This is a genomic window from Paraburkholderia podalyriae (assembly GCF_014397785.1).
Classification (GTDB): Bacteria; Pseudomonadota; Gammaproteobacteria; order Burkholderiales; family Burkholderiaceae; genus Paraburkholderia; species Paraburkholderia podalyriae.
In genome coordinates, this window is record NZ_VZQQ01000074.1 from 1 (window position 1) to 26427 (window position 26427).

At 63.7% G+C, this 26427-nt stretch carries 20 protein-coding genes and 3 pseudogenes; 11 read left to right on the top strand and 12 right to left on the bottom strand.

All coding sequences use genetic code 11. The features are described from left to right. Window positions 1–170 precede the first annotated feature (170 nt). Window positions 171–1316: a porin gene (locus tag F6X42_RS36890; protein WP_187638834.1), complete on the top strand. Its 1146-nt coding sequence runs from the start codon at window positions 171–173 to the stop codon at window positions 1314–1316. Window positions 1317–1396: 80 nt separating this feature from the next. Here F6X42_RS36890 and F6X42_RS36895 read toward each other — a convergent pair whose 3' ends face one another. The 3 genes and pseudogenes from F6X42_RS36895 to F6X42_RS36905 all read right to left on the bottom strand — a co-directional run bounded on the left by F6X42_RS36895 (window position 1397) and on the right by F6X42_RS36905 (window position 3428). Beyond that, window positions 1397–1600 carry a DUF4148 domain-containing protein gene (locus F6X42_RS36895; protein ID WP_187638835.1) on the bottom strand — a complete coding sequence of 68 codons (204 nt, stop codon included), beginning with the start codon at window positions 1598–1600 and terminating at the stop codon, window positions 1397–1399. 57 nt (window positions 1601–1657) lie between these two features. Then, window positions 1658–2915 (bottom strand): annotated as a pseudogene (gene pyk, locus F6X42_RS36900) (pyruvate kinase); the annotation flags it as partial. 240 nt (window positions 2916–3155) lie between these two features. Further along, window positions 3156–3428, bottom strand: a complete 273-nt coding sequence (locus F6X42_RS36905; RefSeq protein WP_187638836.1) for a hypothetical protein — start codon at window positions 3426–3428, stop codon at window positions 3156–3158. A 190-nt stretch (window positions 3429–3618) separates the two neighbouring features. Between F6X42_RS36905 and F6X42_RS36910 the strand changes: the two are divergent. Beyond that, window positions 3619–4470: pseudogene (locus F6X42_RS36910) on the top strand (sensor histidine kinase); the annotation flags it as partial. Between the two features lie 115 nt (window positions 4471–4585). Here F6X42_RS36910 and F6X42_RS36915 read toward each other — a convergent pair. From F6X42_RS36915 to F6X42_RS45690, 4 genes are all read right to left on the bottom strand, one after another. Continuing rightward, a complete protein-coding gene (locus tag F6X42_RS36915) occupies window positions 4586–5614 on the bottom strand; it encodes an ABC transporter substrate-binding protein (RefSeq protein WP_187638837.1) in 1029 nt (342 codons plus the stop codon). Between the two features lie 25 nt (window positions 5615–5639). Next, window positions 5640–6434 (bottom strand): hypothetical protein, encoded by a 795-nt coding sequence (locus F6X42_RS36920; protein WP_187638838.1) that lies wholly within the window; start codon window positions 6432–6434, stop codon window positions 5640–5642. 44 nt (window positions 6435–6478) lie between these two features. Beyond that, window positions 6479–9388 carry a TonB-dependent siderophore receptor gene (locus F6X42_RS36925; protein WP_312892990.1) on the bottom strand — a complete coding sequence of 970 codons (2910 nt, stop codon included), beginning with the start codon at window positions 9386–9388 and terminating at the stop codon, window positions 6479–6481. A gap of 97 nt (window positions 9389–9485) precedes the next feature. After that, the gene (locus tag F6X42_RS45690; protein WP_187638839.1) at window positions 9486–11546 is read right to left on the bottom strand and encodes a PepSY domain-containing protein; all 2061 of its coding nucleotides are present in this window, start codon (window positions 11544–11546) and stop codon (window positions 9486–9488) included. Window positions 11547–11819: 273 nt separating this feature from the next. Here F6X42_RS45690 and F6X42_RS36935 point away from each other — a divergent pair, with 273 nt between their 5' ends. Next, window positions 11820–12485, top strand: a complete 666-nt coding sequence (locus tag F6X42_RS36935) for a response regulator transcription factor (RefSeq protein ID WP_116120106.1) — start codon at window positions 11820–11822, stop codon at window positions 12483–12485. A 191-nt stretch (window positions 12486–12676) separates the two neighbouring features. Continuing rightward, the gene (locus tag F6X42_RS36940) at window positions 12677–13900 is read left to right on the top strand and encodes an ATP-binding protein (RefSeq protein ID WP_222945865.1); all 1224 of its coding nucleotides are present in this window, start codon (window positions 12677–12679) and stop codon (window positions 13898–13900) included. Window positions 13901–13918: 18 nt separating this feature from the next. Here the strand turns inward: F6X42_RS36940 and F6X42_RS36945 are convergent, their stop codons facing one another. From F6X42_RS36945 to F6X42_RS36965, 5 genes are all read right to left on the bottom strand, one after another. Next, the gene (locus F6X42_RS36945; protein WP_187638841.1) at window positions 13919–14803 is read right to left on the bottom strand and encodes a hypothetical protein; all 885 of its coding nucleotides are present in this window, start codon (window positions 14801–14803) and stop codon (window positions 13919–13921) included. After that, complete coding sequence (locus F6X42_RS36950; RefSeq protein WP_187638842.1) at window positions 14767–15636, bottom strand: ABC transporter permease; 870 nt, start codon at window positions 15634–15636, stop codon at window positions 14767–14769. The genes F6X42_RS36945 and F6X42_RS36950 overlap by 37 nt, the downstream gene beginning before the upstream one ends. A gap of 27 nt (window positions 15637–15663) precedes the next feature. Next, window positions 15664–16485, bottom strand: coding sequence for an ABC transporter ATP-binding protein (locus F6X42_RS36955; protein ID WP_376776502.1), 822 nt, complete (start codon window positions 16483–16485; stop codon window positions 15664–15666). Between the two features lie 77 nt (window positions 16486–16562). Beyond that, entirely contained in the window at window positions 16563–17570 is a 1008-nt protein-coding gene (locus tag F6X42_RS36960) for an ABC transporter substrate-binding protein (protein WP_187638843.1), read from the bottom strand. 206 nt (window positions 17571–17776) lie between these two features. Next, window positions 17777–19204, bottom strand: a complete 1428-nt coding sequence (locus F6X42_RS36965) for a substrate-binding domain-containing protein (protein ID WP_187638844.1) — start codon at window positions 19202–19204, stop codon at window positions 17777–17779. Window positions 19205–19722: 518 nt separating this feature from the next. Between F6X42_RS36965 and F6X42_RS36970 the strand changes: the two genes are divergently transcribed. The 7 genes and pseudogenes from F6X42_RS36970 to F6X42_RS37000 all read left to right on the top strand — a co-directional run. After that, window positions 19723–20919: a PstS family phosphate ABC transporter substrate-binding protein gene (locus F6X42_RS36970; RefSeq protein ID WP_312892991.1), complete on the top strand. Its 1197-nt coding sequence runs from the start codon at window positions 19723–19725 to the stop codon at window positions 20917–20919. A 97-nt stretch (window positions 20920–21016) separates the two neighbouring features. Continuing rightward, complete coding sequence (locus F6X42_RS36975; RefSeq protein WP_187638845.1) at window positions 21017–21481, top strand: hypothetical protein; 465 nt, start codon at window positions 21017–21019, stop codon at window positions 21479–21481. Window positions 21482–21679: 198 nt separating this feature from the next. Further along, a complete protein-coding gene (locus F6X42_RS36980; protein WP_187638846.1) occupies window positions 21680–22780 on the top strand; it encodes a PstS family phosphate ABC transporter substrate-binding protein in 1101 nt (366 codons plus the stop codon). A gap of 181 nt (window positions 22781–22961) precedes the next feature. Next, entirely contained in the window at window positions 22962–23507 is a 546-nt protein-coding gene (locus tag F6X42_RS36985) for a hypothetical protein (protein WP_187638847.1), read from the top strand. 98 nt (window positions 23508–23605) lie between these two features. Then, window positions 23606–24703 (top strand): YncE family protein, encoded by a 1098-nt coding sequence (locus F6X42_RS36990; protein WP_187638848.1) that lies wholly within the window; start codon window positions 23606–23608, stop codon window positions 24701–24703. Between the two features lie 41 nt (window positions 24704–24744). Beyond that, window positions 24745–25132 (top strand): annotated as a pseudogene (locus F6X42_RS36995) (MFS transporter); the annotation flags it as partial. A gap of 118 nt (window positions 25133–25250) precedes the next feature. After that, the coding region (locus F6X42_RS37000) for an ATP-grasp domain-containing protein (protein WP_187638849.1) at window positions 25251–26427 on the top strand (1177 nt) is incomplete at its 3' end.

Consider the following 26427-nt stretch of genomic DNA (forward strand, 5'->3'; position numbering starts at 1 on the left):
GAAAACAGACTCTCGGTGAACGTGTCGGTGCCGCGCATGATCTCCAGGGGGCGGGTGAGGTTCTTACATCAACGCTTTTGCTATCCGTCGCGATGACTTCAGCGCGAGGTATTTCCGCAGCCTGCTAGATCATGGCGAGGTACTCAAGCAAACCTTAGGAATCTACACTCATGAAGCGACTCCTCATTACGGGCGCAGCGATCGGTTGCACGATCGTCCCGATGGCCGCGCTGGCGCAAAGCAGCGTCACGCTGTATGGCCTGATCGACGAAGGTCTGAACTATACGAACAATACTAAGCAAGGTTCGGCTGTGCAGATGGAAAGCGGCTTTGCACAAGGCAGCCGATGGGGCGTGAAAGGCAGCGAAGATCTGGGCGGTGGCACGAAGGCCCTCTTTCAGCTGGAAAATGGCTTCGACGTCAACTCCGGCGCACTTGGACAGAGTTCGCGCATGTTCGGCCGGCAGGCGTACATCGGTTTGAGCAACACGAAGCTCGGGACCCTGACAATGGGCCGTCAGTATGATTCAGTCGTCGACTATCTCGCCCCGCTTACGGCGAACGGCAATTGGGGTGGCTATCTGTTGTCGCATCCGTACGACAACGACAATACAGACAATTCGTTCCGACTGAACAACAGCGTGAAGTACACCAGTAACGCCTACGGCGGCTTTTCTTTTGGCGGTCTGTACGGTTTTAGCAATCAGGCGGGTGGCTTTGCTGACAACCGGTCGTATAGCCTCGGCGCCCAATTCGTCGCCGCCAACGTTTCAGTCGCAGCGGCGTACATGCAGATCAACAACCCGGGCGGAAACTCCGGTGGGTCGCTTGCAGCCGACGACACGAATTTTTTCGCGAGTCGCCAACAGGTGTGGGGCGCCGGGATTAACTACACGATCGGCTCTGCGAAACTCGGCTTCGTATATAGCCACACGGCGCTTAATAACGCGACGGGCTCCGTCTATGTCGGCAGCTTCGCGAATACGGCAAGCAGCCTGAAGTTCGACAACTTTGAATTGAACGCGAAGTATCAGTTCCTGAAGAATGCGTTCGTCGGAGCGATGTATAACTACACGATCGGTCACTTCAATAGCGCCGCCGGCGATTCGAAGCCGACGTGGCATCAGGTTGGACTGATGGCGGACTACAACCTGTCGCCGCGTACTGACGTGTACGTGCAGGGTATGTATCAGCACCTGACGGGCGGCAGTGCGTCCGCGGCGCCGCTCAACACGGCGTTTATCACGGGTGCAGATTCGCCTTCGACGACAGCAAATCAGGTCATCACGCGCGTAGCCATTCGCCACCAGTTCTAACCGGTTCGCGCTTCATCGCGCCATCCCACGCCCACGCATCGAGAGTCCATACGTGGGCGCGCGTTCGTCTTCCCTTTGCATCAGTCAGACGTGACGCCCCAATCCGTCGGGCTCGCAGAGGCGAACGCAGTCGCGCTAAACGGGTCGTTCTGGTACTCGATTGCATGAAGCTCCTTGTTGCGGCCAAGTCTTGTGGCTGGCGGCGGATAGTTGTTCTCCGGTACCGGCAAGAGCCCATCGGCCTGTGCCTGCACCAGTTGCTGGTGTACTTCGGCGCGCGTCATTCCCGGATTACTTTTAAGCGTGCGCTACTAAAATGGACCCATTACCCAACTTAACGCTCACGCCATTGCATCGAGCTTAGCAATTTGCAGGAGGTTGGTCGTCCCTGATTCCCCAAATGGCAATCCCGCTGCAATCACCACCGAATCACCTTGACGCGCAAAGCCTTCGCTCGCTGCCGCTTCGCAAGCGAGTTCGATCATCTCGCCGACGTCGTGTGCGTTTCTAAACGGCAACGCGTGGACACCCCAAACAAGGGCGAGTCTGCTAGCGATCACCACCGAAGGTGTCATCGCTATAATCGCTGTGGATACCCGCTCTCTAGCCGCGCGAAGGTTCGTGAATCCCGACGATGTGTACGTCACGGTAATCGCGGGCGCGATTATCCGAACGACTTGCCGTAAGGCGCAACAAATTGCGTCTGCCGTTGTTGACTGCGCCTTGGTATGTGACGCATCGATTCCGGTTCGATACTCGGGATCGCGTTCGACCCGTTCAATGATCCGATTCATGACAGACACCGCGTCCAACGGAAATCTTCCACTAGCCGATTCTGCAGAAAGCATGACAGCGTCCGCGCCTATGTAAATAGCGCCCGCCACGTCGGAGGTTTCCGCTCGCGTTGGAACCGGCGAATTTGTCATCGATTCGAGCATCTGCGTTGCGACGATGACGGGCTTTCCGGCTTCCCGACAGCTCCGGACGATTCGCCGCTGCAATTCGGGGATCTGTTCCGCAGGCAATTCGACCCCAAGGTCTCCCCGTGCCACCATAATCCCATCGCAACGCTCAATGATTTCGTCGAGATGGTCAATCGCAAGCGGCTTCTCAAGCTTCGCCATGATCCACGCCCGATCGCCGATGATGGCACGGGCTTCGTCAATGTCTTCCGGGCGCTGCACGAATGCGAGTGCAACCCGGTCGACCCCGTTCTCGAGCCCGAAAGAAAGGTCCTCCCGATCCTTGCGGCGATATAGGCAACATCGCGCCTGGAACGTTGACCCCCTTCCTGTCCGAGATCCGACCTGCGACGATGACGGAGGTTTCGGCGAAGTCACTACCTTTCGCTTCTACACGCAGCTTCGCCTTGCCGTCATCGAGCAACAATTCAGAGCCTGCTTCGATTGCGGCAAAAATTTCAGGGTGCTGCAAAGGCGCGCGTTCGCTATCGCCCGGTGTCGGATCCAGGTCGAGCCGAAACTTTTGGCCGACCTAAAGCTCGACCGCTCCGGCCTGAAATGTTCCAAGCCGAAGCTTCGGTCCCTGCAAATCCAGGAGGACGCCGACCGGCCGACCGGATTCCTTTTCGAGGTTTCTCCTGGCGGCTCGCGGGGCGGGCGCCGAGATCGCCATGGTTTGCGTTGGCACAGGCTCTCGCTCTACAGCTCTCATCGAATGACATGCCGGGTTTGTTAACCGAAGCAGCGTATAGCTCGATTGTGAGACCGGCGGCGCAAATCATGAACTAGCGTCGTTCCGGCGTGACTCGCAGTCACTGCGATCCTCACCTGGATCGGCACACTTTTCGCAGATCAGCCGTTGCAGTGAGACTCGCCATCATCCATTGCAATCGCAGCTCTGCGGCATGCACAGCGCGGCGAAGCGCATCGCGGGACTCGCTTCGGTGGGCGGGAATACGCACCACCCACCATTGTCATTGCGGAAGAAAAACATCGACAGCATGCCGGTCGGGCGCCGCGTCTGCACCAGTGCATAGCGCCGCCGGTTCGCCGGCGTGTGCCCGAAGCGCATGACGCGGACGGGGTTCGCCAGTCCCAGGCCAAGCCACTTGTCGACCAGCGAGTGCAGGGAGTTATCGGCGGCGCGCATGACTGCTCTCCTTCGGCTGCAATGGATATACCGTGCCTTGACCCGGTGGCAGCGAACGCTCCTGATGGTGCGGGAGCGCTTGCACGGCAAAGATCCGAACTGCTGACCACGATCCAACAATAGCGACGCCGGATAAACACAATCTGAAATCTGCATTAAAAAATTTAAGGAATTCTTAGGGTTGCCTTTAATGCGCAGCCGTACTGTGCCTCCAACCTATCCGAGCGACCCGTTCCAGGCGCTCGCGAGACCGCCGCGCATCGCATTGCTTTTTGCGGCGAGACGCCAGTGCCCGCATTCAATTCCGGTCACGCACTCGATCGAGGAGATCGTGTCCGGCAACCTGAGCCGGCGCCTGCCGGTGCATACGCAACACGACGACGTCGGAAGGCTCGTGCGCGTCGTCAACGGCATGCTCGACGAGATCGAGCGGCTGATGCACGAGGTCAAGGGCGTATGCGACGCGATCGCGCACGACTTGCGCACGCCGCTCACTCGCCTGCTCGCGGGGCTCGAACGAGCCCAGAGGCGCGCACGGACCGAGGCGGACTATCCTGCGGCCATCGACGACACGATCGTCGAGACGGGCAGCCTCCTGCACACATTCAATGCGCTGCTGCGCATTTCCGGGATCGAGTCCCACGCGCGTCAGCAGAGTTTCGCCCTCGTGGATCTCGCCACGGTCACCAACGACGTCGTCGAATACTACGAACCCACCGCCGAAGACAAGCGCGTCACGCTCGACTACCACCGGGCGCCGGACGGTCCGCTCGAACTGCATGGAGACCGTGACCTCCTGTTCGAAGCGCTGGCCAATCTCATCGACAATGCGATCAAGTTCGCGCCGGAAGGCGTCCATCTATCGATCCAGCCGTTTCGCGACGCGACGGGCATCGGCATCACGATCGCCGACGACGGCCCCTGGCTCCCGCCCGAGGAGCGGCAGGCGGTGCTGCGGCGGTTCTATCGCACGGAGACGAGCAGGCATACAGCCGGCAGCGGCCTTGGGCTCAGCCTCGCCGCCGCCGTCGCGACGATGCACGGGATGGCGCTACGCTTGAACGACGTCGCGACCGGCTGCAGCATCGCGCTGTATGCGCCGCGCGGACGGAACGCAGCGCACGCCGGCCGCCCCCGCGCGAATAAAACGCTTCTGCTCAGTGCAGCGTACGCAGCGCTTCGTCGACGAACGCATTGGTGTAGGTCCGATCGACCTTCACCGACCCGTAAGCCGGATTCGCCGCGGCGAGCACCTGCCACTCCTTCGTCGCGCCATCGTCCGGCATGCGTCCGTCGTTCGCGAACATCGGGATCTCCTCCTTCAACACCTTCAGATAAGCCACGCGGTCCTTGCCGCTGATCTCCGGCGGAATGACAGCCAGGATCTGCTCGGGGGAATGGGAATTGATGTACTGCAGCGTGCGCACGAACGCGCCGGCCAGGTGCCGCGCAATCTCCGGATGCGCCCGAACGCGTGCGCCCGACATGTAGACCGTGCTCGACGGAAACAGCGTGCCCAGACTCCGGCGCGTGCCGTCGACCGACGTCAGGTCCGCGAACACCGTGGCCACGCCTTTCGACTCATAGAGATCCCCGTCGGGCGTCGGCGCTACGACGAAATCAGCGCTTCCGTCACGCAGCGCGTCGACATTCTTCTCCTTGCCGTCGGTTCCGAGCCGCGTGTAATCGCCGATGCCGTGACCGCCCGCCAGCACGAGCGCGTTCGCGACCGTGCTCTTCGACGACCCGGCGCCGCCCGCAATGAAACGCGCGCCCTTGAGGTCAGTCGCGCTCTGGTATTTCTCCCTTGCCTGGTTCGCGACGAGCACCTTCGCGCCCGGCGTCACGCCGAGCGTGACAACGGCCTGCGTATCGATGCCGTGCGCCTGGTTAACCACGTTGTGATGGTAGTAGGCGACCACCGCGTCGACCCGTCCGTCATTCAGCATGTCGGCCGTCGACACGTCGTCGCGGATGTTCATGACAGTCACGGCCATCTTGCCGTCGTTCAGATAGCCGAGACGCTCCGCCAGCACCACAGGGAAATTGCGGATGGCCTTGATCTCGTCGACGAGCAGGACGATGCGTTGCGGCGCCGCATCGGCAGCGGGCGTGGCCGGTTCGGCGGCGATGACCTGCCCGCCGACCAGGCAAGCGGCAACGAGGGTAAGTGCGATTTTTTTCATCGGATCTTCCTTGCGAGCAGACAGCTCATTGACTTACGGCGATGGGATCGGCGATCACCACCTGTTCTTCGGTGCGCACGTTCTTCTTGCTGTCGCTGATCGCTTTCCATTCAGGGTTGTGCGTCAGGCGCTGGCGGACTTTGTCCACCACCGCCTCGCGCGCGCTGAGGGCCGCCTCGTCCTTGTACTGCAGGAGTACCATCGCGGTCCACTGGCGGCCGGCCGGAAACTGGCTCGTATAAAGCGAATAGCTCGACAGCACGCCCTCGTCCATCCATCCCTTGAATTGCGGAATCACATAGGCGTCCGCGTACTTCTCGTAGTCGCCGGCTGAGACCAGTGTCTTGTACGGGATGACCACGTAGACCGGATTCGCCGCCTTCGCGTCGAGCGCCTCCGCACGTTTGGTATCAACCGGCGTCGTATGGATTGAAGTCGTCACCGCGAGCGCCTTCGCGGACAGCGCCGCGGGCTGCGCCTGCTCGAGCGTACGCCAGCGGTACAGGTCGTCGGGCGTCGCGAACGTCAGCAAGGCCATCGCGTCCCAGTTGTCCGAATCGGCATAGCGATTGAACAGCAGGCTGTATTGCCTGATTCGCCCGTCGTGCTTCCAGCGCGCGAGCTCGCGCGCGGTCGACTGCGCCAGCTCGTGGCGCAACGCGGGCCGGTTCGCGGGCGCGGTCTGGTAGGTGATGATCAGCGACAGCGCGTCGTTATCCGACGGCTCTGTCGCCCGCGCCGGGCTGGGGGGCAGCATGCCCGCCAGTACGACCGCGATGGCGAAGATGCGGCCAATGGCCCGAATGGAGAGAAGATTCATGATGATTCGATGAAGGTTGGGCATGGAAAGGGCTCTACGTTTTTTCAGAAATCGATCTTGGCCACCATCCGCACGCTGCGGTCCATTCCTGTGCCAAGCGTGCCGGTCTGCACCGAGTTCCAATAACGCTTGTTGAACAGGTTGTCGACGGCCACCCTGATGTCGACGTGCTTGCCGGCGATCCGGGTCGCGTAGCTGGCGCCGAGCGAGTAGATGGTGTAACCGGGGATGTAGCCCTGGTTCTGCGGGTTCACCGGGCGCTTCGTGATGAACGATGCACGCACCGTGAGCGACAGGCCGGGGAGCCAGAGCGGACGGTGCGTCAGTGCGATGTTGCCGATCCACTTCGGCGTATTCTCCGGCGTACGGCCCTTGATCGTCATGTCGAATTCCGGCTTCTGGACTGCGTGCAGGTACTGGACGGCTTCGGACAGCGACCACTGGCGCGAGATGTCCTGCGTGAGCACGGCTTCCGCGCCCCGGTATTCGATCGTGCCGTCGTTGGCGAAAATCTGCGTAGCCGGATTGGTCACCGCGTTCGCGCGCGTGATGTCGAACACGGACGCACTGAACTGCAACCACCTGAAGTAGTGATCGCGCACGCCGAACTCGTACTGCGTCGACACCGCGGGCGCAAGGACCTGGTAGGCGTTCTTCGCGTTTGCGGGGGCGACGCCGCCATCCTCGATGCCTTTCATGTAGCTGGCGAACAGCGTGGTGGTCGGCAGCAGGTCGTAGAGAATCCCGAATGCCGGAGACCCGACCCAGGTCGCTGACGACACCACGCCGTCGTTCGACGACGACCGGCTCTCGCGGAAGCCGAGCAGCAACTTCCACTTCGACCCGACGCCGATCATGTCGTAGGTATAGAGGCCGGTATCCGCGTTGACCTGCTTTGGCAGCGACGTGTCGGGATGGGTCGGCACCGGAGTGGGCAACGGGATGGGATCGAAGATGTTGACCCGCACCGGCAACACGATCGTGTTTTGTCTGGGTGTCTCGGCGATGCGCTCGCTGCGCGACACGCCGAACGTGATGTCGTGCGAGAGCGGACCCGTGGCGAATTGACCGAGCAGTTCTGCCCGCTTGTACTTGTTGAAATAGAGCTGCGTCACCTCACTGACGGTCGGGATGCCGCCTGCCCCGGTGAACACGTTGTATCCGCCGATCCGGGTCGTCGAGCGCGAGCGATCCGAATCCGACTGACCGATTTCGACGAGCGCCTTCCAGCCGGGCGCAATGTCGTAGTCGACCCGCCCCTGGACGTTCGTCGTCTTCGCGGAGAAAACCGCCCACGGGCCCGACAGCAGATTCCTCGGATCGGGCACGCGCGGCAACGTGATGTGTCCGTTGACCGCAGTCGGCAGGCTGATGCTGCCCTGCTCGACGACGTCCTTCCGATAGATCTCGACATCGAACTGGAAATGCAGGCGGTTGGTGACCTGCCAGTCGGCGCCAACGCTGCCGAACCAGCCGCGCCCATTCGCACCGTGCACACCATTTTCGAGGTGCGTATCGGATGCGTTCACGCGGAGGCCGAACTGCTTTTCGCTGCCGAATCGATGGCTAACGTCGGCCGCGACGCCGAACTGCCCGAACGAGTTGCCGAGCAGCGCCACCGAGGCGACGTCGTTGTCCATCGGCGCGCGCTTCGTCACCATGTTGAGGATGCCCGCGGGGCTTGCAACGCCGAACATCAGCGCGTTCGCGCCCTTCAGCGTCTCCACGCGCTGCTTGTCCTCCGCCGGCACCGACATCACGTTCGCGGTCGGCAGGCCGCCATTGAGCCGGTAGTTCGCGAACAGGTTGACCTTGATGCCGCGAATGCTGGCCGCGTCGGCAGGGCTGCCCGACGAGTTGGTCGGCGCGACGCCGGCCTGGTTCTTGACCGCGTCGGTCACGCCTTCCGTCGCCGTCTGCAGCGCGCCGGCGCCCATCACCTCCTTGGTCATCGGCAGCGATTGCTTGTTGCCGAGCGCCTCCGCGTCGAGTCGCGCCGCAATCACCGACGTCGCCGGCACGAGCTGCCTCGGTTCGTACAACGCCGCGGCATCGCGGATCCGCCCTCGCAATTCATCCCGGATCTTCTCGGCCTTCTTCACGAGCACCTCCTGGTCGTCGCCGACGCGGTACGGCATCACCACGCCGAGCGCGCCGATCGTAGCGCCGCCGGCGTCCTGCAGGGGCAGTTCCACTTCGAGGCGATCTCCTTCGCGGCCGACCTCGACATGCGGCTTGCCGGTCTCGATGACACGCCGGTCGTCCGCATCGGCAGGCTTGCCGATGCGCCCGATGTTCGACGCGATGATCGGATAGTCGCCGCCCCCGCCCGGGCGCGCCACGTGCATCGCGAGCACCATCACGTCGCGGCGCTTGCGGATCAGCTCGTCGACGAGCGTCTGCGCGTACGGATTGTCCGGAATGCCCGTGCTCGGGAGCACCGGATCGAAGAGTTCGTTCCCGTAGCGGATCTGCCGGCTCAGCTCGTCGCGGATGAGTGCGCCCGCCCGGATCAACGCCTCCTTGTCGAGCCCCGACCCGGTCGGATACGGGAACGTCACTTCGACTGCGCCGATCACTTTGCGCGTGACGTCGAGCAGCGGCAGATGCACCTCGACGTTCTGGTCGGCTCGCTTGTTCACTTCCACGAACGGCGTACCGGTCTTGACCACGTCGAGATCGTCGGGGTCCGACTTTCTGCCGATCCGGTTCGCGGACTTGGCTGCGACGATGACGCTTTCCGCTCCTCCGGGGGGGCGCATATGAAGATCCAGCTCGACGAGCTCCGGGTGCAGCGCGACCGTGCGGTCCACCAGCTGCTGCGCATAGAGCGTCGCATGTCCGGGCCGCGGCGCGAGTGCATTCTCGCGCGTGCCGCCGTCGGCCTGCGCGTAGAGCGCCGGCGAAAACAACGCCATGACGGCCATTGCCACCATCGTTCTTCCAATCACCACGGTCTCCTCCAGCTTGATTGGATTATTGGTCTTCGATCCGGTCCGGCCGCGGCGGGCATCGCGCCCGATGGCACGATGCCCGCGTTTGCCCCGCCGCTCAGATGTCCAGCACCAGCAGATCCCCTTTCGCGCGCGAACAGCAGGGTGTGAAATGTCCGTGCCGCTCCCGTTGCACGGCGGTCAGCACGCAGTCGAGATGGTCGACTTCGCCGACGATCACCCGCGTGATGCAGGTGCCGCAGACACCCTGCTCGCACGACGTCGGGATCCTGACGCCGTGTTCGGCCAGCGACGCGACAACGGACTTGTGCTCGGGAATCCGGTACACCTTGCCCGTGCTGACGAGCTGCACGTCGAACGCATGCGTCGCCGTGGGCTTCTGCGCAATCGACGCGAAGCGCTCGCAGTGCAGCTGCGGCTCGGGCCAGCCGCGATTCCGTGCGGCGCACAGCACCGCATCGATGAACCCCGCGGGTCCGCATATGTACAGATGCGTGCGAGGCGACTGACTGTCGAGCACGCGCTCGATGTCGAAGCGTTGCTCCGCGTGTTCGTCGCTGAAGTGGAACCTGGCCCGGCCGGCGAACGGCGCCCGCACGAGCCGCTGCACGAACGCCGCGCGCGACTGCGAGCGTGCGCAATAGTGCAGCTCGAAATCGGCGTGGCGCCGCGCGAGCCGTTCCGCCATGCCGAGGATCGGCGTGATGCCGATCCCTCCCGCAAGCAGCAGCGAACGCGGCGCGGTCTCGTCCAGCGCGAAGTGATTGACCGGCACACCAATGTCGAGCAGATCGCCTTCGTGAACCCGCTCGTGCATGGCCGCCGATCCGCCGCGCGAAGCCGCAACGCGCAGCACGGCGATCAGGTAGCGCCGCCGCTCGCGCGGATCGCCGCACAGCGAGTACTGGCGCACGAGACCGTCGCCAAGATGCACGTCGATATGCGCGCCGGCCGCGAACCGCGGCAGTTTGCGTCCCGCCGGATCCGTCAATTCGAACGCGCACACACCGTCGGCCTCGACCGTTTTCTTCGCGACGCGCACGGTCAGGCGTGCGTCGCTCGCCACCGGACGCCACGTGCGCCGCAGGACGTTCCGGACGCCGGTGTAAGCGAGTACCGGAACGCACAGCGCGCCGAACAGCAGCAACAGTTGCCCGAATACACCGCCAATCGCGCCGGTGTGCCACGACAACGCCCAGAAATACAGCTTGTGCCCGACGCTGCTCCGCGAATACGGAACGAACCGCAGCACCTTGCCCGTGTATGCGTCGATGAACAACATCGTGCGTGCATTCGGATGCGGCGCCGCGCGATCGATCAGGTACATCTCTACCGGGTCACGCGATTTCTCGGGGATGTGCAGCAGCGCATCCTGCGGGCCGGGCGACAGTGCCTGTGCGGTGCGCCAGGAGCTTTCGAGCGTTTGCCGCCTTGCGCCGTTCGCGGGCACGGCCGATTTCGGCGGACTGGCGGGCTGCGGTGAACCGGTGATCGCATAGATGCCGTGCGCGTACCAGTCGAACGCCCACGGCAGCCCGGTCAGCACCGTCAGCAGCAGGATCGCGCTGGCATAGAGACCGATCGTCCGATGCAGCCGATACGTGAATGCCTGTCCTCGCGCGCCGGTTCCGGTCGTGAACGCGACTCGCCAGCCGTGACGTGAGCGTGGCCACCAGAGCGCGATGCCGCCACCGATCATCAGCATGCCGAACAGGAGCGCGCTCGTGCCGGTAATCACGTTGCCGTGCTTCATGAAGCGGAACTGATGAATCTGCTCGAGCGTGCCGAGCAGGCCACCGTAGCGCGAGCGTTCGCCCAACACGTCTCCAGTGCAAGGATTGAGGTAGACGAACACCTGATCGGTGAAGCGCACCATCGCGGACGGCATGCGCGGCGCATGGTGCTTGCCGGCGACCAGCCGAATGTAGTCGAGCGTCGCCGACGGCCGGGATGCGGCCGCATTCGCGGTCAATGTGTCAAGCGGTACGCGCGCCGCGCAGGTCGGCACCGTCAGCAGATCGCGATTGAGCACCGGCTCGAGGCTGGGCCGGAATGCGATGGATGCACCCGTGATCGCCATCAGGAGAATCACGACCCCGACGGTCAGGCCGCACCAGCGATGGATCTGCAAGACGAGCGGACGGAATGCGGGTTTCATGGGTTGCCTAGGCGACGACTGTTGATGTCCATCATCTTTGTCGGCGAACCTGAATGAAGTCTGAATTCAGCGCAAAGTCGGGGTAAGTCCCAACTCATTGCGCGTGACTTATCGCCCCACGACCCACATGCGCGCTTCCAACCCGAAACAGACGCGAACGCTTCCTGAATCTGCGTTCAGAAAAATCGGGAAAACCCCCGCTGGGCCATGCTTCGCTTGTCACGGACATCCGCTTGCGCTAGCCTGAAATTCCCTCGCGTTCGCGCTTTTATCATGAAGATCCTTATCCTCGAAGACCAGCGCAAGCTCGGCCTGTACCTCAAGCAGGCGCTAAGCGAACGCGCGTATACGGTGACGTGGGTTGAAAGTTGCGCCGAGGCGCGCGAAGCGCTATGCGAGTCGAGCTATGACGTCATCGTGCTCGATCTCGGCTTGCCCGACGGTGATGGCCTGGAGCTGCTTCGCGAATGGCGCGCGGCCGGATTCAATGAGCCGGTGTTGATCCTCAGCGCGCGCGACGCCGTCGAGGATCGCGTCAAGGGCCTCGATGTCGGCGCCGATGACTACCTGCCTAAGCCGTTCAGCCTGGAAGAACTGCTCGCGCGCATGCGCTCGCTGCTTCGCCGCCAATCGTCCGTCAAGGAAACCGTGCTTCAGCATGAGGGCATCAAGCTTGACCTGCTGAGCCACACCGTCCATCTGAACGGCAAACCGATCGATCTCACCAGCCGCGAGTTCGCGTTACTGGAGGTCTTCCTGCAGAATCCCGGCCGCATCCTGACCCGGACGCTGATAGCGGAGAAGATCTGGGAATCCCATTACGACGTCGACACCAACCTGCTCGACGTTTACATGAGCCGGCTGCGCGGCAAGTTCGAGGCGCCGCTCGGCAAGCCACTGTTCAAGACGGTGCGCGGCGTCGGTTACCAGCTGCTATGAAATCCATCGGCGCGCGGCTCGCCATCTGCTACGTACTCGCTTCGACTGTCACGTTCGCGTCGCTGTTTCTTGCCGGACGATACTTCATCGAACATCACGCGATCCACGCGCTGGATCTGCTCAACCAATCTGAGTTCGAACAGATTCGCGCCAGCCAGACCGCGCTCGGTACGAAGCTGTCGGAGGCGGAGTTGCGCAAGCGTGTTCAGGCGATGATGTCCGACAAGCTCGAACTGTTCTTCACCGAGATTTACGGGACGGCTGGGACGGTGGTGTTTCGCTCCCCGGGCCTTCACGGTCGCGATATCGCTCCGTCGCCTCGCCACCAGGCGTTCAATGCGAATGTTGAAGGACTGGGTGAACTGCGCGCGGGCAAGTTCGCGCTCGGACCGTACACGGTCGTGGTGGCAACGACGAAAGAACACGTACGCGTGGTAATGACCGCCTATGAACATGCTTTCTACGGATTGCTGATCGTCATGATCGCGATCAGCAGCGTGATCGGCTACGGCTTCAGCCGAATGGCGCTGCGGCCCCTGCGGCTGATCCAGGACACGGCCGACCACATCCGCTCGGACAATCTGAGCGAGCGCATTCCGTTGTCAGGCGCGCGCGACGAGATTTCGGACCTGGCGCGCCTGCTCAACCAGATGTTCGACCGTCTCGAAGCGTCGTTCGACCAGATCCGGCGGTTTACAGCTGAGGCCTCCCACGAACTCAAGACGCCCCTGACGCTCGTGCGCCTGCAAGCCGAGAAACTGGTCGTCGACGGTCAGTTGACGCCAGCGCAGGAACAGGCGGTGCAAATTCAGATCAAGGAACTCGCGCACCTCAACCGCATCATCGAGGACTTGCTGTTCCTGTCGCGCGCCGATGCACGCGCGATTTCGCTCGATCTGAGGCCGCAGGACCCGGAACCGTTCCTGCAGAACTTCGCGCAGGACGCCCACGTACTCGCCGAACACCGCCAGCAGCGCTTCTTCCTGACCCATCACGGCAGCGGACAGGCCGCAATCGAGTCGAAATGGATCCGCCAGGTGCTCCTGAACCTGCTCAGCAACGCACTGGCGGCCTCGTCTCCGGGAAGCCGCGTCACCTTGCGTTCCACGCTGGTGAACCAATGCTGGCAGGTCCGCGTGGAGGATGAGGGTCCCGGTGTAGCCGCCGAACAGCGCGAGCGCATCTTCGAACGCTTCGTGCGCATCCATCGTCCGGGCGGCGAAGACAAGGGCAGCGGCCTGGGCCTCGCCATCTGCCGCAGTATCGTCGAGCTGCACGGCGGCCACATCTTCGCGGAGGCCGGGCCGGACGGCCGCGGGTTGTCGATGGTCTTCGAGATTCCCGCCGTCACGCCGTCCGACACCGCCGGCAATACCCCCTTCAAAGCGCCGCTCCATTCCACCGACGCCGCCTGAGCATACAGCGGGCGCGCGTCACAGGTCGAACTGATAACCGACGTAATAGGAGAAGCGATTAGTGTCGCTCACGTGAGTGAGGCCGCGCCCGACGGAGACCAGGATGCGGTCGTGCTCCGTCAGCCCGTAGGTGCCGCCGAGGTTGAAGCCAATCGCGGACGGATCGTCCTTGGTCGCCGCCCCGGTGTAGAAGACCTCGCTGCCAAGCTGAAGTCGTTCGCCGAACTTGCGCAGGACGGCCCAACCGCCGGTCCAGTAACCCTTCCGTCCCGCATGGCGGTTGACGACGTATCCACCACCGCCGAACGTCGTCCAGTTACCGATCGTCTTCTGCATCCACAGCGGTAGCAGCACGTGCGCGTGGCCGTCGCCGAGGCCCAGGTGGTCGTTGCCGGACGGCAGTGTGACGCGGGGCGCGAACGCGACCTGCGGACGCCAGCCCGCCTCGTCCTCGGTGATGAAGCGGTACTTCGCGCCCAGTTCGGTATCACCGAATCCGTAATGGGTGCGATCTCCGGTTTCGTGCATGAACGCCATGCCGACCGTCGCGTTGATCTGCAGGTTCTCCACCAATCCGTAGTTGATCTCGAGGCCCGGCAGCGTGCCGCTGTGACTGCCGGCGCGCACGGTGCCCGACGCGGCGGCATCGATTTCGAAATGCCCCTGTTCGACGGGTTCCGGATCGTCGGTCACGAACGGCGGGCCGGCAAGCGCGCCATGGCAAACCAGGCATGCGCCGAAGGCGAGCGCCGCCTTGACGAATCGCGCATGATACGGGGCGCGGTACGCGGCCGACTCCGGATGACAGGTGGACGACATGAGGCCGATTCTCTTGATCGAAGGGTGGCCGGCGCTGCGTGCGGGGATCAGTGGCCCGCGTCGGAGAACTGCGGCGGGCGCCATTTCAGGAGCTTGTTCTCGAGCCGCGTGAGCACGAACTCCGCACCCAGCGCGACGACGGCGAGCACGATCATCGCGGCGAACACGCCGGCCGCGTTGAACGCGCCCTGCGCGGTCGAGATCAGCAGCCCGATCCCTTGCTTCGAGCCGAGAAATTCACCGACCACGGCACCCACCAGCGCGAAGCCGAAGCTCACGTGCAGGCTCGCGAGAATCCAGCTCATCGCGGCTGGCAGGACGACCGTGTAGGTCACCTGCTGCTTTGTCGCGCCGAGGATATGGGCATTGGCGATGAGATTCCGGTCCGCTTCGCGCACGCCCTGGAATGCGTTCGAGAACACCACAAAGAACACCATGACGAAGGCCAGCGCGACTTTGGACGCCATGCCGAGCCCCAGCGCGATGATGAACACCGAGCCGAGCACCACGCGCGGAATCGAGTTCGCGACCTTGATGTAAATGCTGAAGACGTCCGCTAGCAACTTGTTGCGGCCCAGCGCGATCCCGGCGAACACGCCTGCCACGCTGCCGATCAGGAAGCCGAGCCCGGTTTCCTCCAGCGTCACCAGCACTTGCACCCAGAGCGGGCCTTGCGAGGTTCCCTCGGTGAGCCACTGCCAGATCTGCACGGCGATCAGGGAAGGCGTCGAGAAGAAGAAAGGATCGATCCAGCCCACCCGCCCGGCGAGTTCCCATCCGCCCAGCGTGACGACCAGCACCGCGAGCCGCAGCACATACACCAGCGTCTGGCGCCGACGTATGCTTGCCTGGGCGCGGACTTCCACCTTCCGCAACTCGATCTCGTTCGATACGGCTCCTGCCATCGGGGTATTCATGTTTTTCCTTAGCGCGCCGCCAGGCGCTCAGATGTGGACCTCGTCGCGAAGATCGTTCCAGATCTGCCGCGACAGTTCGATAAAGCGGGGGGAATAGCGCGCTTCCGCGACATCACGCGGGCGCGGCAGGTCGATTTCGTACGACGTCTTGACGGTCGCCGGTCCGGACGTCAGCACGAATACCTTGTCCGCGAGCGCGATGGCCTCCTCGATGTCGTGCGTGACGAACACCACCGATGCGCCATTCACGCTCCACAGATGCAGCAACTCGTCCTGCATCAGCATGCGTGTCTGGACGTCGAGCGCCGAGAACGGCTCGTCCATCAGCAGAATCTCAGGTTCGTTGATGAAGGTCTGAGCCAGCGCCACGCGCTTGCGCATGCCGCCGGAGAGCTGGTGCGGATAGTGGCGTTCGAAACGAACCAGACCGACGCGGCGAATCCATTCCATCGCGCGCTCGTAGGCCTGCCCCTTGTTCTCGCCGCGGTACAGCGGACCGGCCGCGATGTTATCGAGCACACTCTTCCATGGGAACACCGCGTCGGACTGGAACACGAAGCCGATGCGAGGATCGATGCCGGTGATCGGCTTGCCCCAGATCCTGACCGCGCCGGCGCTCGGCGCGGCAAGGCCAGTGATCAGACTGAGCGTAGTGGACTTGCCGCAGCCGGTCGGGCCGACGACGGCGCAGAACTCGCCCTTCGCAACGCACATGCTGAAGTTCTGCAGCGCCATGATCGCTTTACCCTCCGGGCTGACGAAGCGGCGGCTGACACGATCGAGTTCAATCGCAGGAACGTCGTTCGACGCAGCGGCGGGATACGGCATGGTTGCCTGGGAGGCTGTCATTGGATTGCCACCTTTAGGAGACTGGATTCGACGAAACGCCCGCGACGGCTCGCTGCCGGGCCGTCACGCGGGCGCGGCTACTTGACCTGCGCGGCGTTGACGAACTCGGTGGTGAAGGTCTTCGACAGGTCGATCTTGTGCCCCATCACAGCTCTATCAAACGACCCGAGCACCTTGAGCACGGTGGGCGGCCCCGATTCCGGCATGCGGCCGTCGGCGATGAACGACACCTTGCCGTTGGCCAGCGCCTTCATGTATGACGCGCGGTCCCCAGCGTAGTAGTCGGCGGGCATCTGGGCGGTAATCTCCTCCGCGCTGTGCGTATTGATGTAGCGCAGCGTCTTGACGAACGCGTTCGCGAGTTTCTGCACCGTCGCCTTGTGCGACTGTACCCAGTCGTTCTGCATGTACAGACTGGCCGCCGGGTACAGGCCGCCGAGCCACTTTTGCGTGCTCTCGGGCGAGCGCAGATCGACCAGGACCTGTGCGTCACCGGTGTTGACGAGGCGCGAGACCGTCGGTTCGGTGGTCATGCCGCCGTCGATCTTGCCCTGCTTGATCGCGGCGATGAACGTGTTGCCCGCGCCAACGGGCAGCGCCGTCATCTCCGACGTCTTCACGCCGTGCGACACGCCGAGGTATTGGGTTAGGAAGTTGGTCGACGAGCCAAGCCCGGTCACGCCAAGCGTCAAGCCGCGGAAGTCGGCGGGCGACTTTACCTTGCCGGCGAGCTTCGACGAGATCAATTCGACTTCGCCAGGCGTGTGGCTGAACTGTACGACGGACTCGATGTACTTGCCTTTCGACTGCAGGTCGATCGTGTGGTCGTAGAAGCCGACGACGCCCTGCACTGTGCCGGCGACCAGTTCGTTCTCGGCATCGACGCCCGCTGCCTCGTTGATGAGTTCGACGTCGAGGCCCTGCTCCTTGAAATAGCCGAGCCGCTCGGCGAGCTTGGCCGGCAGATAGATCTGCTTTTCCATGCCGCCGACCATCAGGGTGAGTTTCTCGGCAGCATGCGCGGCCGGAACCAGGGTGCCGAGCATCAGCGCGCCAGCGGCGATGCGCAGGACAGTGTGTTTCATGGGATGTGCTCCTCCGGTTTCGATAGGTATGGCGTACCGCCATCCATGTGGCGTTCGCGCCGTGTCCCGGATCGGGACAGATGGGCTCACGGAACGGCTTCAGTTATACGGGGCAACCTTAAAATCAGGCTGAACGGAAAATGAATCTCCATTCAGGGACCGCCGGCGCCGCACGCGACGCGCGCCGTGACCGATCCGCGCGGCGCCTACCTGAGCTTCGCCAGCTCTTCGCGCGCCTCCGCCGCGTTCAGCGGGAAGTACGCCGAATAGCGCACCGGTTCCTGGCCGTCGCGGCTCAGGATGTAGCGCAGGAACGCATTCACCGGCGGCGTCAGCGGACGGTTCAGGCGGATGTACATGTAGCGTGTGAGTGGATACTTGCCGCTCGCCGCATTCTCGGCATCGAGCGCATAGAACGGCTCGCCGTCCCGGCGCGCCACCGCCAGCGTCCTGAGTCCGGGGCCGCCTTCCTCGAGTCCGCCAAAGCCGAGCGCGCCCGGATTCCCAGCGATCGCGCGCGCAGTGTCGTCGATCGATCCCTCGTGGACGGCGCTGTTCCACGCTCCGCCCGCCAGCACCATGACCTGCATCGACATCGCGTTCGGCGCGACGTGCTGCGGGATGTAGATCGTGATCGGACGATCGGCCCACTCGCCGGTCAGGCCAAGCTGGCCCCACCGCGTGATACCCGGGTTCTGCCGCAGGATCGACGCCAGTTGCGCCAGCGTGATGCCGTTGAGCGGATTGTCCCGATGCACGAAGATCGCCTGGGCCGTGGTCCGCTGCGGCGTGTCGAAGCCGCCGCGCGCGACCCGAATTTCGAGTGGCGCCGCGTGACGGATTTGCGCATAGACAGCCCGCTCGTCCGGCCAGAGTTCGCGGCCCATCGGTGCCATTCCGGTGTCGCCCGCGAGCAGCGCGTGAAACCCGTTCAACGTGCCAAGGTGTTCCCATCGATTGCCCTTGCGTACGGCGGGCTGTACGCGCGTGAAGCCGTCGATCCATGTGTCCATCAGCGACTTCATCCCGTCGCTGCCGACGCTGTCGATCGCGCCGTGCAGGCCGGCCACAGGACGATAGACGGCCAGGTGCGCGTCAAGCGGCGGCAGGAAGCCGTCGAGCTTCGCGCGTTCACGCGCGGCCTGCGCGGCGGTGAGCGGCGCAAAGCGTTTCTGCGCTGCGACGATCCCCTGACCCTCGTCGCTCAGCGCAAACGCCACGAACGCCTTGACCTTGGGCGGCAGCGGCGCGCCGGGACGCCGGTTCACGGCGAGATAGGCCGCCTGCCCGTCGAGGCTCGCGACGCGAACGAACAGCGGCGACTTCATCATGTCGCCCGCGAACTGGTGCGCGTACGGTTGCAGCTCCGTCGGCAACGGCTCGCGCGCGAGCGGTGCGATATCGGCGTCGCCGAACATCAGCGCGCCGAATGCGGTCGCACTGCCGGCGTGCCGCCAATGCGGCCCGCGATGGATCCCCGGCTGGCGTCGCTCGAAGGCGGCCAGCCACGCGTCGAGCAGCGGCCCCATCGCGTCGTCCCCGACGCTGCTGAGCGTTCCGCTCAGGTTCGGGAGCGATCGATAGGCCGGCAAGCCTGCAACGGTATCGGCCGCCTGCGCAATGCACGGCGGCATGAGTGCCAGACAGGCCGCAAGCAGGAGGCCGGCTCCGGTACGACGAGGGCGCGCCGCGGGCGCGCATGCATCCTGCGAGCGCAATGGCCGGGACGAGCATGACAGGAGCGGCATCGATGACGATGCGCGCCGCAATGGAGAATCGAAAACAGGCACGGGGGTCTCCTGCCGGATGTGGAGAATGGCGCGCAGCGGCCCGGCATCCGGTCAGGAACGCCGCCCCGCCATCGCGCCCGGAGAAGCTGCCCCGACGGTACGGTGGCACGCTGAAGCCAACCTGAATCGATGCTGAAAATTCGTTCATGCTCGGCAAGGCGTTCCATGAACGGATTTTCAGGATGTCTTCAGATTGCGTTCATCCGGCGACACTATCGTTGGACGCATGGCATGGGCGCTGCGCCGTTCGCTGCATCTCGCGCAGGCCGGCGCGATCACCGCGTTTCAACTTTCGCGCCACCTGCCTCAAAATGGAGCGGCAGTGGAATCACGCACGCTTTGAACAAAGGAGGAGACATCTCGTGAATCGAAACCAATCCCGTTGCGGGACAAACCGGCGCATGCCGCGCCGCCGTTCGGCTCGCCTGATCATTGCCACTGCCGCGGCGTCGATCTGGGCGGTGGGCGCCGCGGGCGCCGACACCCCATCCACGCCGATGGTCGAGTGGGTTGTGCCCGCGCTCAAGACGGTGGCGCCGCAAACCAAGGAACAAGCCGATGATGGGATGAAGGTCGGACGCGCGCTGGCCGAGCCGGAAATCCTGCAGCCGCGCCTCGACTCGGCCCTGCCCGACTACCAGCCCCGCACCGACCTCAAGCTCGCCGGCACGTTCAGGGGCGCGGCTTCCGACGTGCTGCCGTCGCTCGTCAACCGCTGGATCGAAGGCTTCAGGCAGTATTACCCGAACGTCGACATCCGCATTTCCCCACCGTACGCGGGCAGCCTCGGCGCGAAGGAGCTGGTCGAGGAGAAGCTCGACTTCGTGTTCGTCTCGCGCGAGCTCAAGCCGGACGACGTCACCGACTTCAAGGCGAAGTTCGGCTACGGCCCGCTCAGCGTACCGATTTCCGGGGGCTCGTACCGGCATTTCGGCTTCCTGGACGCGATCGGCTTCTTCGTCAACAAGGACAACCCGCTGGAAAAGCTCAGCTACGACCAGATCGACGCGCTCTACTCGCGCACGCACCTGCGCGGCGGCAAGCCGATCAAGACCTGGGGCGACCTCGGTCTCACCGGGGAATGGGCGGACAAGCCGGTGCACGTCTACGCGATCAAGCCGTGGAACGGGTTCGAGGAGTTCATCCGGCAACGCGTGCTGAGCGCCAACGGTCAACGCGGCGAGTGGCGCGACGACATCCATTACGACAAGCTCGTGTTCCCGCTCGCGAAAGACGTGGCCGACGATCGCTACGGCATCGGATTCTCGGGCATCGCCTATATCGACGCGCCCGTGAAGATGCTGCCGCTTGCCGCATCGGACAACGGTTCGTACGTCGCGCCGACGTACGAGAACGTCGCGCTGGCGACCTATCCGCTGAGCCGGCTGATCTATTTCAACACCAACAAGGCGCCCGGCAAGCCGCTCGATCCGGCCATCGCCGAGTTCCTCCGCTACGTGCTGAGCAAGCAGGGCCAGCAAGCCGTGATCGATCATGCGATGTACGTGCCGCTGCGCGCGCAGCAAGCGGATAGCTCGCGCGCGATGCTCGCGAACTGACCGCGCGCCGCTCGTCTCCCCCTCGCCTACCCGGCGGGAATGCGCGTGCCGGTCCCGCGCATTCCCGCCGGGCGGCGCCGATTCCAGGAGTGTCCACATGCACCGACCCATCCGCGCCGCCACGGCGGCGCTTTTGCTCGCCTCGGCCGTGTCTGCATTCGCCGCCACGACCGCAGCGCCCTACGCGCAGCAACTCGTCGATACCACGCTGGCCGCGCATCCCGAGCTGACGATCCTCGCGCTGCACGTCACCCCGCCGACGGGAAGCGACAACGTCATCATCGCGTCGAACATCGGCCGTATCGGCAAGTCCGCCGATGCCGACGACCTGGCCGTGCTCGACAGCGGCCAGCCCCGCGTCGAGGTGACGAAAACCGGCGATCTGTCGGTCGAGCTGCCGATGCGCGACGCCAACGGCAAGACGATCGGCGTTATCGGCTCGACATTCCGCTACGCGCCGGGCGTCGATCGCAACACGATCGTGCGCCGGGCCGAGCAGGTGCGCGACGAGCTGGCCGGAAGCACGCCATCGCTCGCGGCGCTGTTTCAACCCACGCACTGACTGGCGTCGTCTGTCTGAAAATCTATTAAGGATACCTTCAGGTCGGGTTCAGCTTCATGGCCCACCATCGTGGCAAGGCGAAAGCATCGCCGATGCACGACGCGCGTCGGCCGGGCCGACCCACCCCGATACGCAGCACACAACGAATCGTCCCGCCGAGGGCGAACCCACGAGTACATCTTCAATCAGGAGACGCACATGAAACAGACGCAGAGGGTTGGCGGGTTGCGCAGGTCTGCGGCGGCATCGGCCGCGGCAGTGATCGGCATCGCGGCGCTGGGCGCGCTGACGTCGCCGCCGGCATTCGCCCTGAAGTACGCGGCCGTCGAGCATCACCTCAAGGTCGACCCGTCGATACCGATCTGGCAACCGGGCGAAGTCCAGTCCGTGCCGGAGGAAGACCTGCGTCTCGTCGGCGCTGACGTAATGGATGAAATCACGCTGGGGTGGATCAAGATGTATCGCAAGGCCTATCCGCGCCTGAGCGTCACCATGGAAGCCAAGGCGTCCGGTGCCGGCGGCCCGGCGCTGACCAACGGCACGGCGGACCTGGCGCCGGTCGGGCGCGAATTGCTGCCGGCCGAGGAGCAAGCCTTCGTCGACAAGTTCGGCTACAAGCCGCTCGCCATTCGCGTCGCGACAGGCAGTGTCGGGTCGCTCGGCAAGACGGCGACGTCGGTCGTGCTGGTCGACAAGGACAATCCGATCAAGGGATTGACGCTGGCTCAACTCGACGCGATCTATTCGAAGACGCGCAATCGCGGCCACGCCGAGATCACCACGTGGGGCGACGTGGGGCTCGGCGGCGAATGGGCCGACCGGCCGATTCACCTCTACGGCCTGAAGCCGGTCAACGGCATCGAATACTTCCTGAAGCTGAACGTGCTGGAAGGCGGCGAATACAAGGAAAACATCCAGTTCGTCAAGGGCAAGGGCTTCACGCATGCGTTCACGGTGGCCGCCGAGGACATGGCGACGCACCCGGGCGGGCTCACGTACGCACTGCTGGCCAACGTCACGCCGAACGTGAAGGTCGTGCCGCTGGCAGCCAGCGAAGGCGGACCGTTCCTCGCGCCGACACTGCAGAACGTGTACACGCACAAGTATCCGCTCTCGCGCTATGTGTACATCTTCGTCAACAAGAAGCCCGGCGAGCCGCTGCAGCCGAAGATCAAGGAATTCCTGAAACTGGTGTTGAGCCGCGAGGGACAGGACGTGGTCGCGAAAGAAGGCGTCTATATCCCATTGACACCGGCCGTCGTCAAGGAAGAGCTGGCGAAGCTCGATCAGGCGGAGTGACCATGCGACGCGCGAACGCGCAACCGGCGCCAGTCACCGTGACGGCAACGGTCGTTGCGACGGCCTCCCCATTTCAGGCTGAATTTGCGTTCAGATCGCGTTAACGCTCGTTCAAGGTGGCGAGCCTACACTCGACTCGCACCTGCTTCCATAACGCCCATCGGGCAAAGAGAGGAGAGACATGAAGATCCTGACCAAGACCCTGCTCGCCGCGACGCTCGGCCTCCTGTCGGCTTCCGCGCTGTATGCGGTTGACACCGCCGTCGCCGCGCCCGAACCGCACGCCAGGAACTGGACGCCGCCGAGCGCGAAGATCGTTGCTCAGAAACTGTCCGAGCAAATCATGCAACAGCATCCCGAGTTACTCAGCGTGACTTTGCACGGCGTTCCTCCGGGTATGCAGGATGCCTACACGATGTTCGCCGGTTCCTACCTCGAGCGCATCGGCAATGCCGACGATCCGGACGACATCGACATCTCGAAAAAGGGCATCACGATCGTCGACCCGCGCTGGCATCGTCCCAATGACACGGTCAAGAAGTTCGTGATGATGCTGCCGCTGCGCGACGCGAGCGGCCAGAACGTCGGCGAGATCGTGCTCGCGTACAAGAACGACGGCGCCAATGCAAAGGGCGAGACCGCCTTCTTCCTCGCATCGACGGGCCTGCGTGACGCGCTGCAGAAGCAGATCCCGAGCTACGCCGCGTTGTTCGAGCCCGCGAAGTAGCCGCGCGCACGGCCCGCCGTGCGCTTGCAATGCCTCGTCCCCGGCGCGCCGGGGACGAGGCTGTATTCAACGAGCCATCTCCATTCAGGAGTCTGACCATGCGTTTGCGAATTTCCGCGATCGTCTCTCTGACGACGCTCGCGGCCCTGTGCGCGACGCTGCCGCACACTGCCTACGCGGCGGCGCCCTCGGTCGATGCAGCCAGCCCGGCGGGCGCGCCTCTGCGGCTGATCGGCAGCACGGCGCTGCCGGACTACAAAGGCGATTTCGATCACTTCGCCGCCGACGTTGACGGCGGGCGGCTGTTCCTCGCCGGCGAAGACGGCGCCACGCTCGAAGTATTCGATCTCGGCAGCGGCAAGCATCTGCGCACGGTCAAGGGTTTCGACCAGCCCCACGCCATCTTGTACCTGCCGGACCTGAACCGTCTGATCGTCACCGACAGCGGCGCCGGCATGACGCGCATCGTCGACGGAACGAGCTATCGCGTCATCGGTTCGATCCAGCTCACCGTCGGTGCGGACTCGATGCGCTACGACCCGTCGCGCCGTCACATGTACATTGTCACGGGCGGTAAAAACGCCGAGCCGAAGATGACGCAGACGATCGTCTCGGAGGTCGATCCGCGCACGGGCAGTCACGTCGGCGACGTGAATTTCGACACCGACTTTACCGAAGCGATGGCGGCCGAGCAGCGCGGCCACCATCTCTTCGTCAACGTGACGGGCAAGAGCACGCTCGCCGTCGTCGACAAGGCGACGCGCCAGGTGATTGCGAACTGGCCTATCCATGGCGCGGAGCTGAATGCGCCGATGGCATTCGACGAGACGCATCGACGCCTGTTTGTCGGCACGCGCAAGCCGTTCAAGCTGCTTGTGCTCAATGCCGCGAACGGCAACACGATCGCGACGTTCGACGCGCCCCAGCGCACGAACGAAGTGATCTTCGACGAAGTCAACCAACGCATCTACATGGCCGGCGACGACTATCTTGGCGTGATCCAGCAGAAGGATCCCGGCCATTACGAGGAAATCGCACGCGTGCCGACGGCCAAGGGCGCCAAGACGGCGCTTCTGGTGCCTGCGCGCCACTGCCTGTATGTCGCGGTCTCGCCTGGCGAATCAGGCGCTGGCGGAAGGCTGCTGCGCTTCGATGTGTTGCCGGGCACTGGCGTGAATACGCCTGCCGGAAAGTAAGTGCTTGCCACAGCTCGTCTAAGTCCCAGAGCTCCACATCCGCGGGGTTCCTGATGCGACCACTCGGCGCCATCGTGCTTGGGGCGTACATCGACGAAGTCGGCCGCCGTAAGGGGCTCATCGTGACGTTGTCGATCATGGCGAGCGGCACGATCCTCATTGCATGCGTGCCGAGGTATACGACGATCGGCATGCTCGCGCCTGCTCTGGTGTTGGTGGGACGACTTCTGCAGGGCTTTTCGGCCGGCGCCGAGCTCGGCGGCGTCTCGGTGTACCTTGCGGAAATGGCGTCCCCAGGCCGCAAAGGCCGAGCCAGCAGGTCGCCATCGTGGTCGCAGCGGCGCTCGGCTATTTCCTTAATAGCTGGATGACGGCGAATGAGATCGGCGCGTGGGTTGGCGTATTCCGTTCTTCATTGACTGTGCGATCGCCGATCGCCGCGTCCCGGCCAACCGGCATCTCACGACTGGGTTCACCGCTGTCCGCCCGCAACATGCTGTTTTGTAAGCAGGCGAAGTGCATTGCTTAAACTTCAGGAGACATTTCCATGCAAATCACGGGTATGTTGCACGGCGCGCGCCTGCTGCAATTCGTCGGATTTCCGGCCAGCGAAATCCTGGGTCCGAGCGCCAGCGAAGAGGAAGTCAAGGCGCTGATCGACCGTCATCGCCAGATCTTCATCAAGCCCGTCTTCAAGGGCGGAGTCGGCAAGAAAGGCAAGGCAGGTTTGCTTGGCCGCGCGACCGACCTGAAGACCGCGCTCGCGGAAAAGGAGCGTTTGTACTTCGCCGAGCATGCCGTCGGCCACGTGAAGGCGAAGGCGAATGGCGTGACGTTCGAAGCCGGCGTTCCGGCCAAACACGAGGTCTACTTCTCGATCACCGATTCCACCCGCTTTCGCGCGCCGACGATGACGCTATCGCATAAGGGCGGCATGGACATCGAGGAAGTCGACCCGAATCAGGTGGCGATGGTGCCGTTCGATGCGCTGACCGGGCTGAAGGCGTTCGTCGTAGCGAATGCACTGAGCGAGATCGGCGCGCCGAAGGAGATCGTTTCGCCGCTCGTGCAGCAGTTGCCGAAACTCTGGGAACTCTTTCACGACTTCGGCATGACGACGCTCGAGTTGAACCCGATCCGCATGCGCGAGGACAGGCACGGTCGCCTCACGCCCATTGCGTGCGACTTCAAGTGCGGCTTCGATCGGGACGATCCGCGCTGGGCGCGTCTCGGCCTGCCGTCTCATCTGTTTGCCGCCGATTACTCCGATTTCGAGCAGGAGATCAACCAGCTTCGCACCCACCAGGGCCAGAGCGATGTGTACGTCATCAATGATAACGGAACCATCCTCGCTCCGACCTTCGGCGGCGGCGCCAACTCGCTCGTCACCGAAATGCTGGGCGACGCCGCGATCATCTCGTCGGATTTCGGCGGCAATCCGCCTTACGCGAAGATGAAGGAAGTGGCGCGCATCTGTTTCAGGCACTGGCTCGAACAGGCGAACGTGCTCTTCATCATCGGCGGCAAGTCCAACAACACGGACATCTACGAGACGCTGCGCGCAATGGCCGACGCCCTGCGCGAGCACTTCAGCGAGCACGGAGCGACGCCGCTCTATGTCGTGCTGGGCCGTGGAGGTCCGAACCTCGTGCGGGGCATGTCGGCGCTGAGGGACACATGCGACTCGCTGGGCCTGCCTTATCGGCTGTTCGGCTTCGACTCTG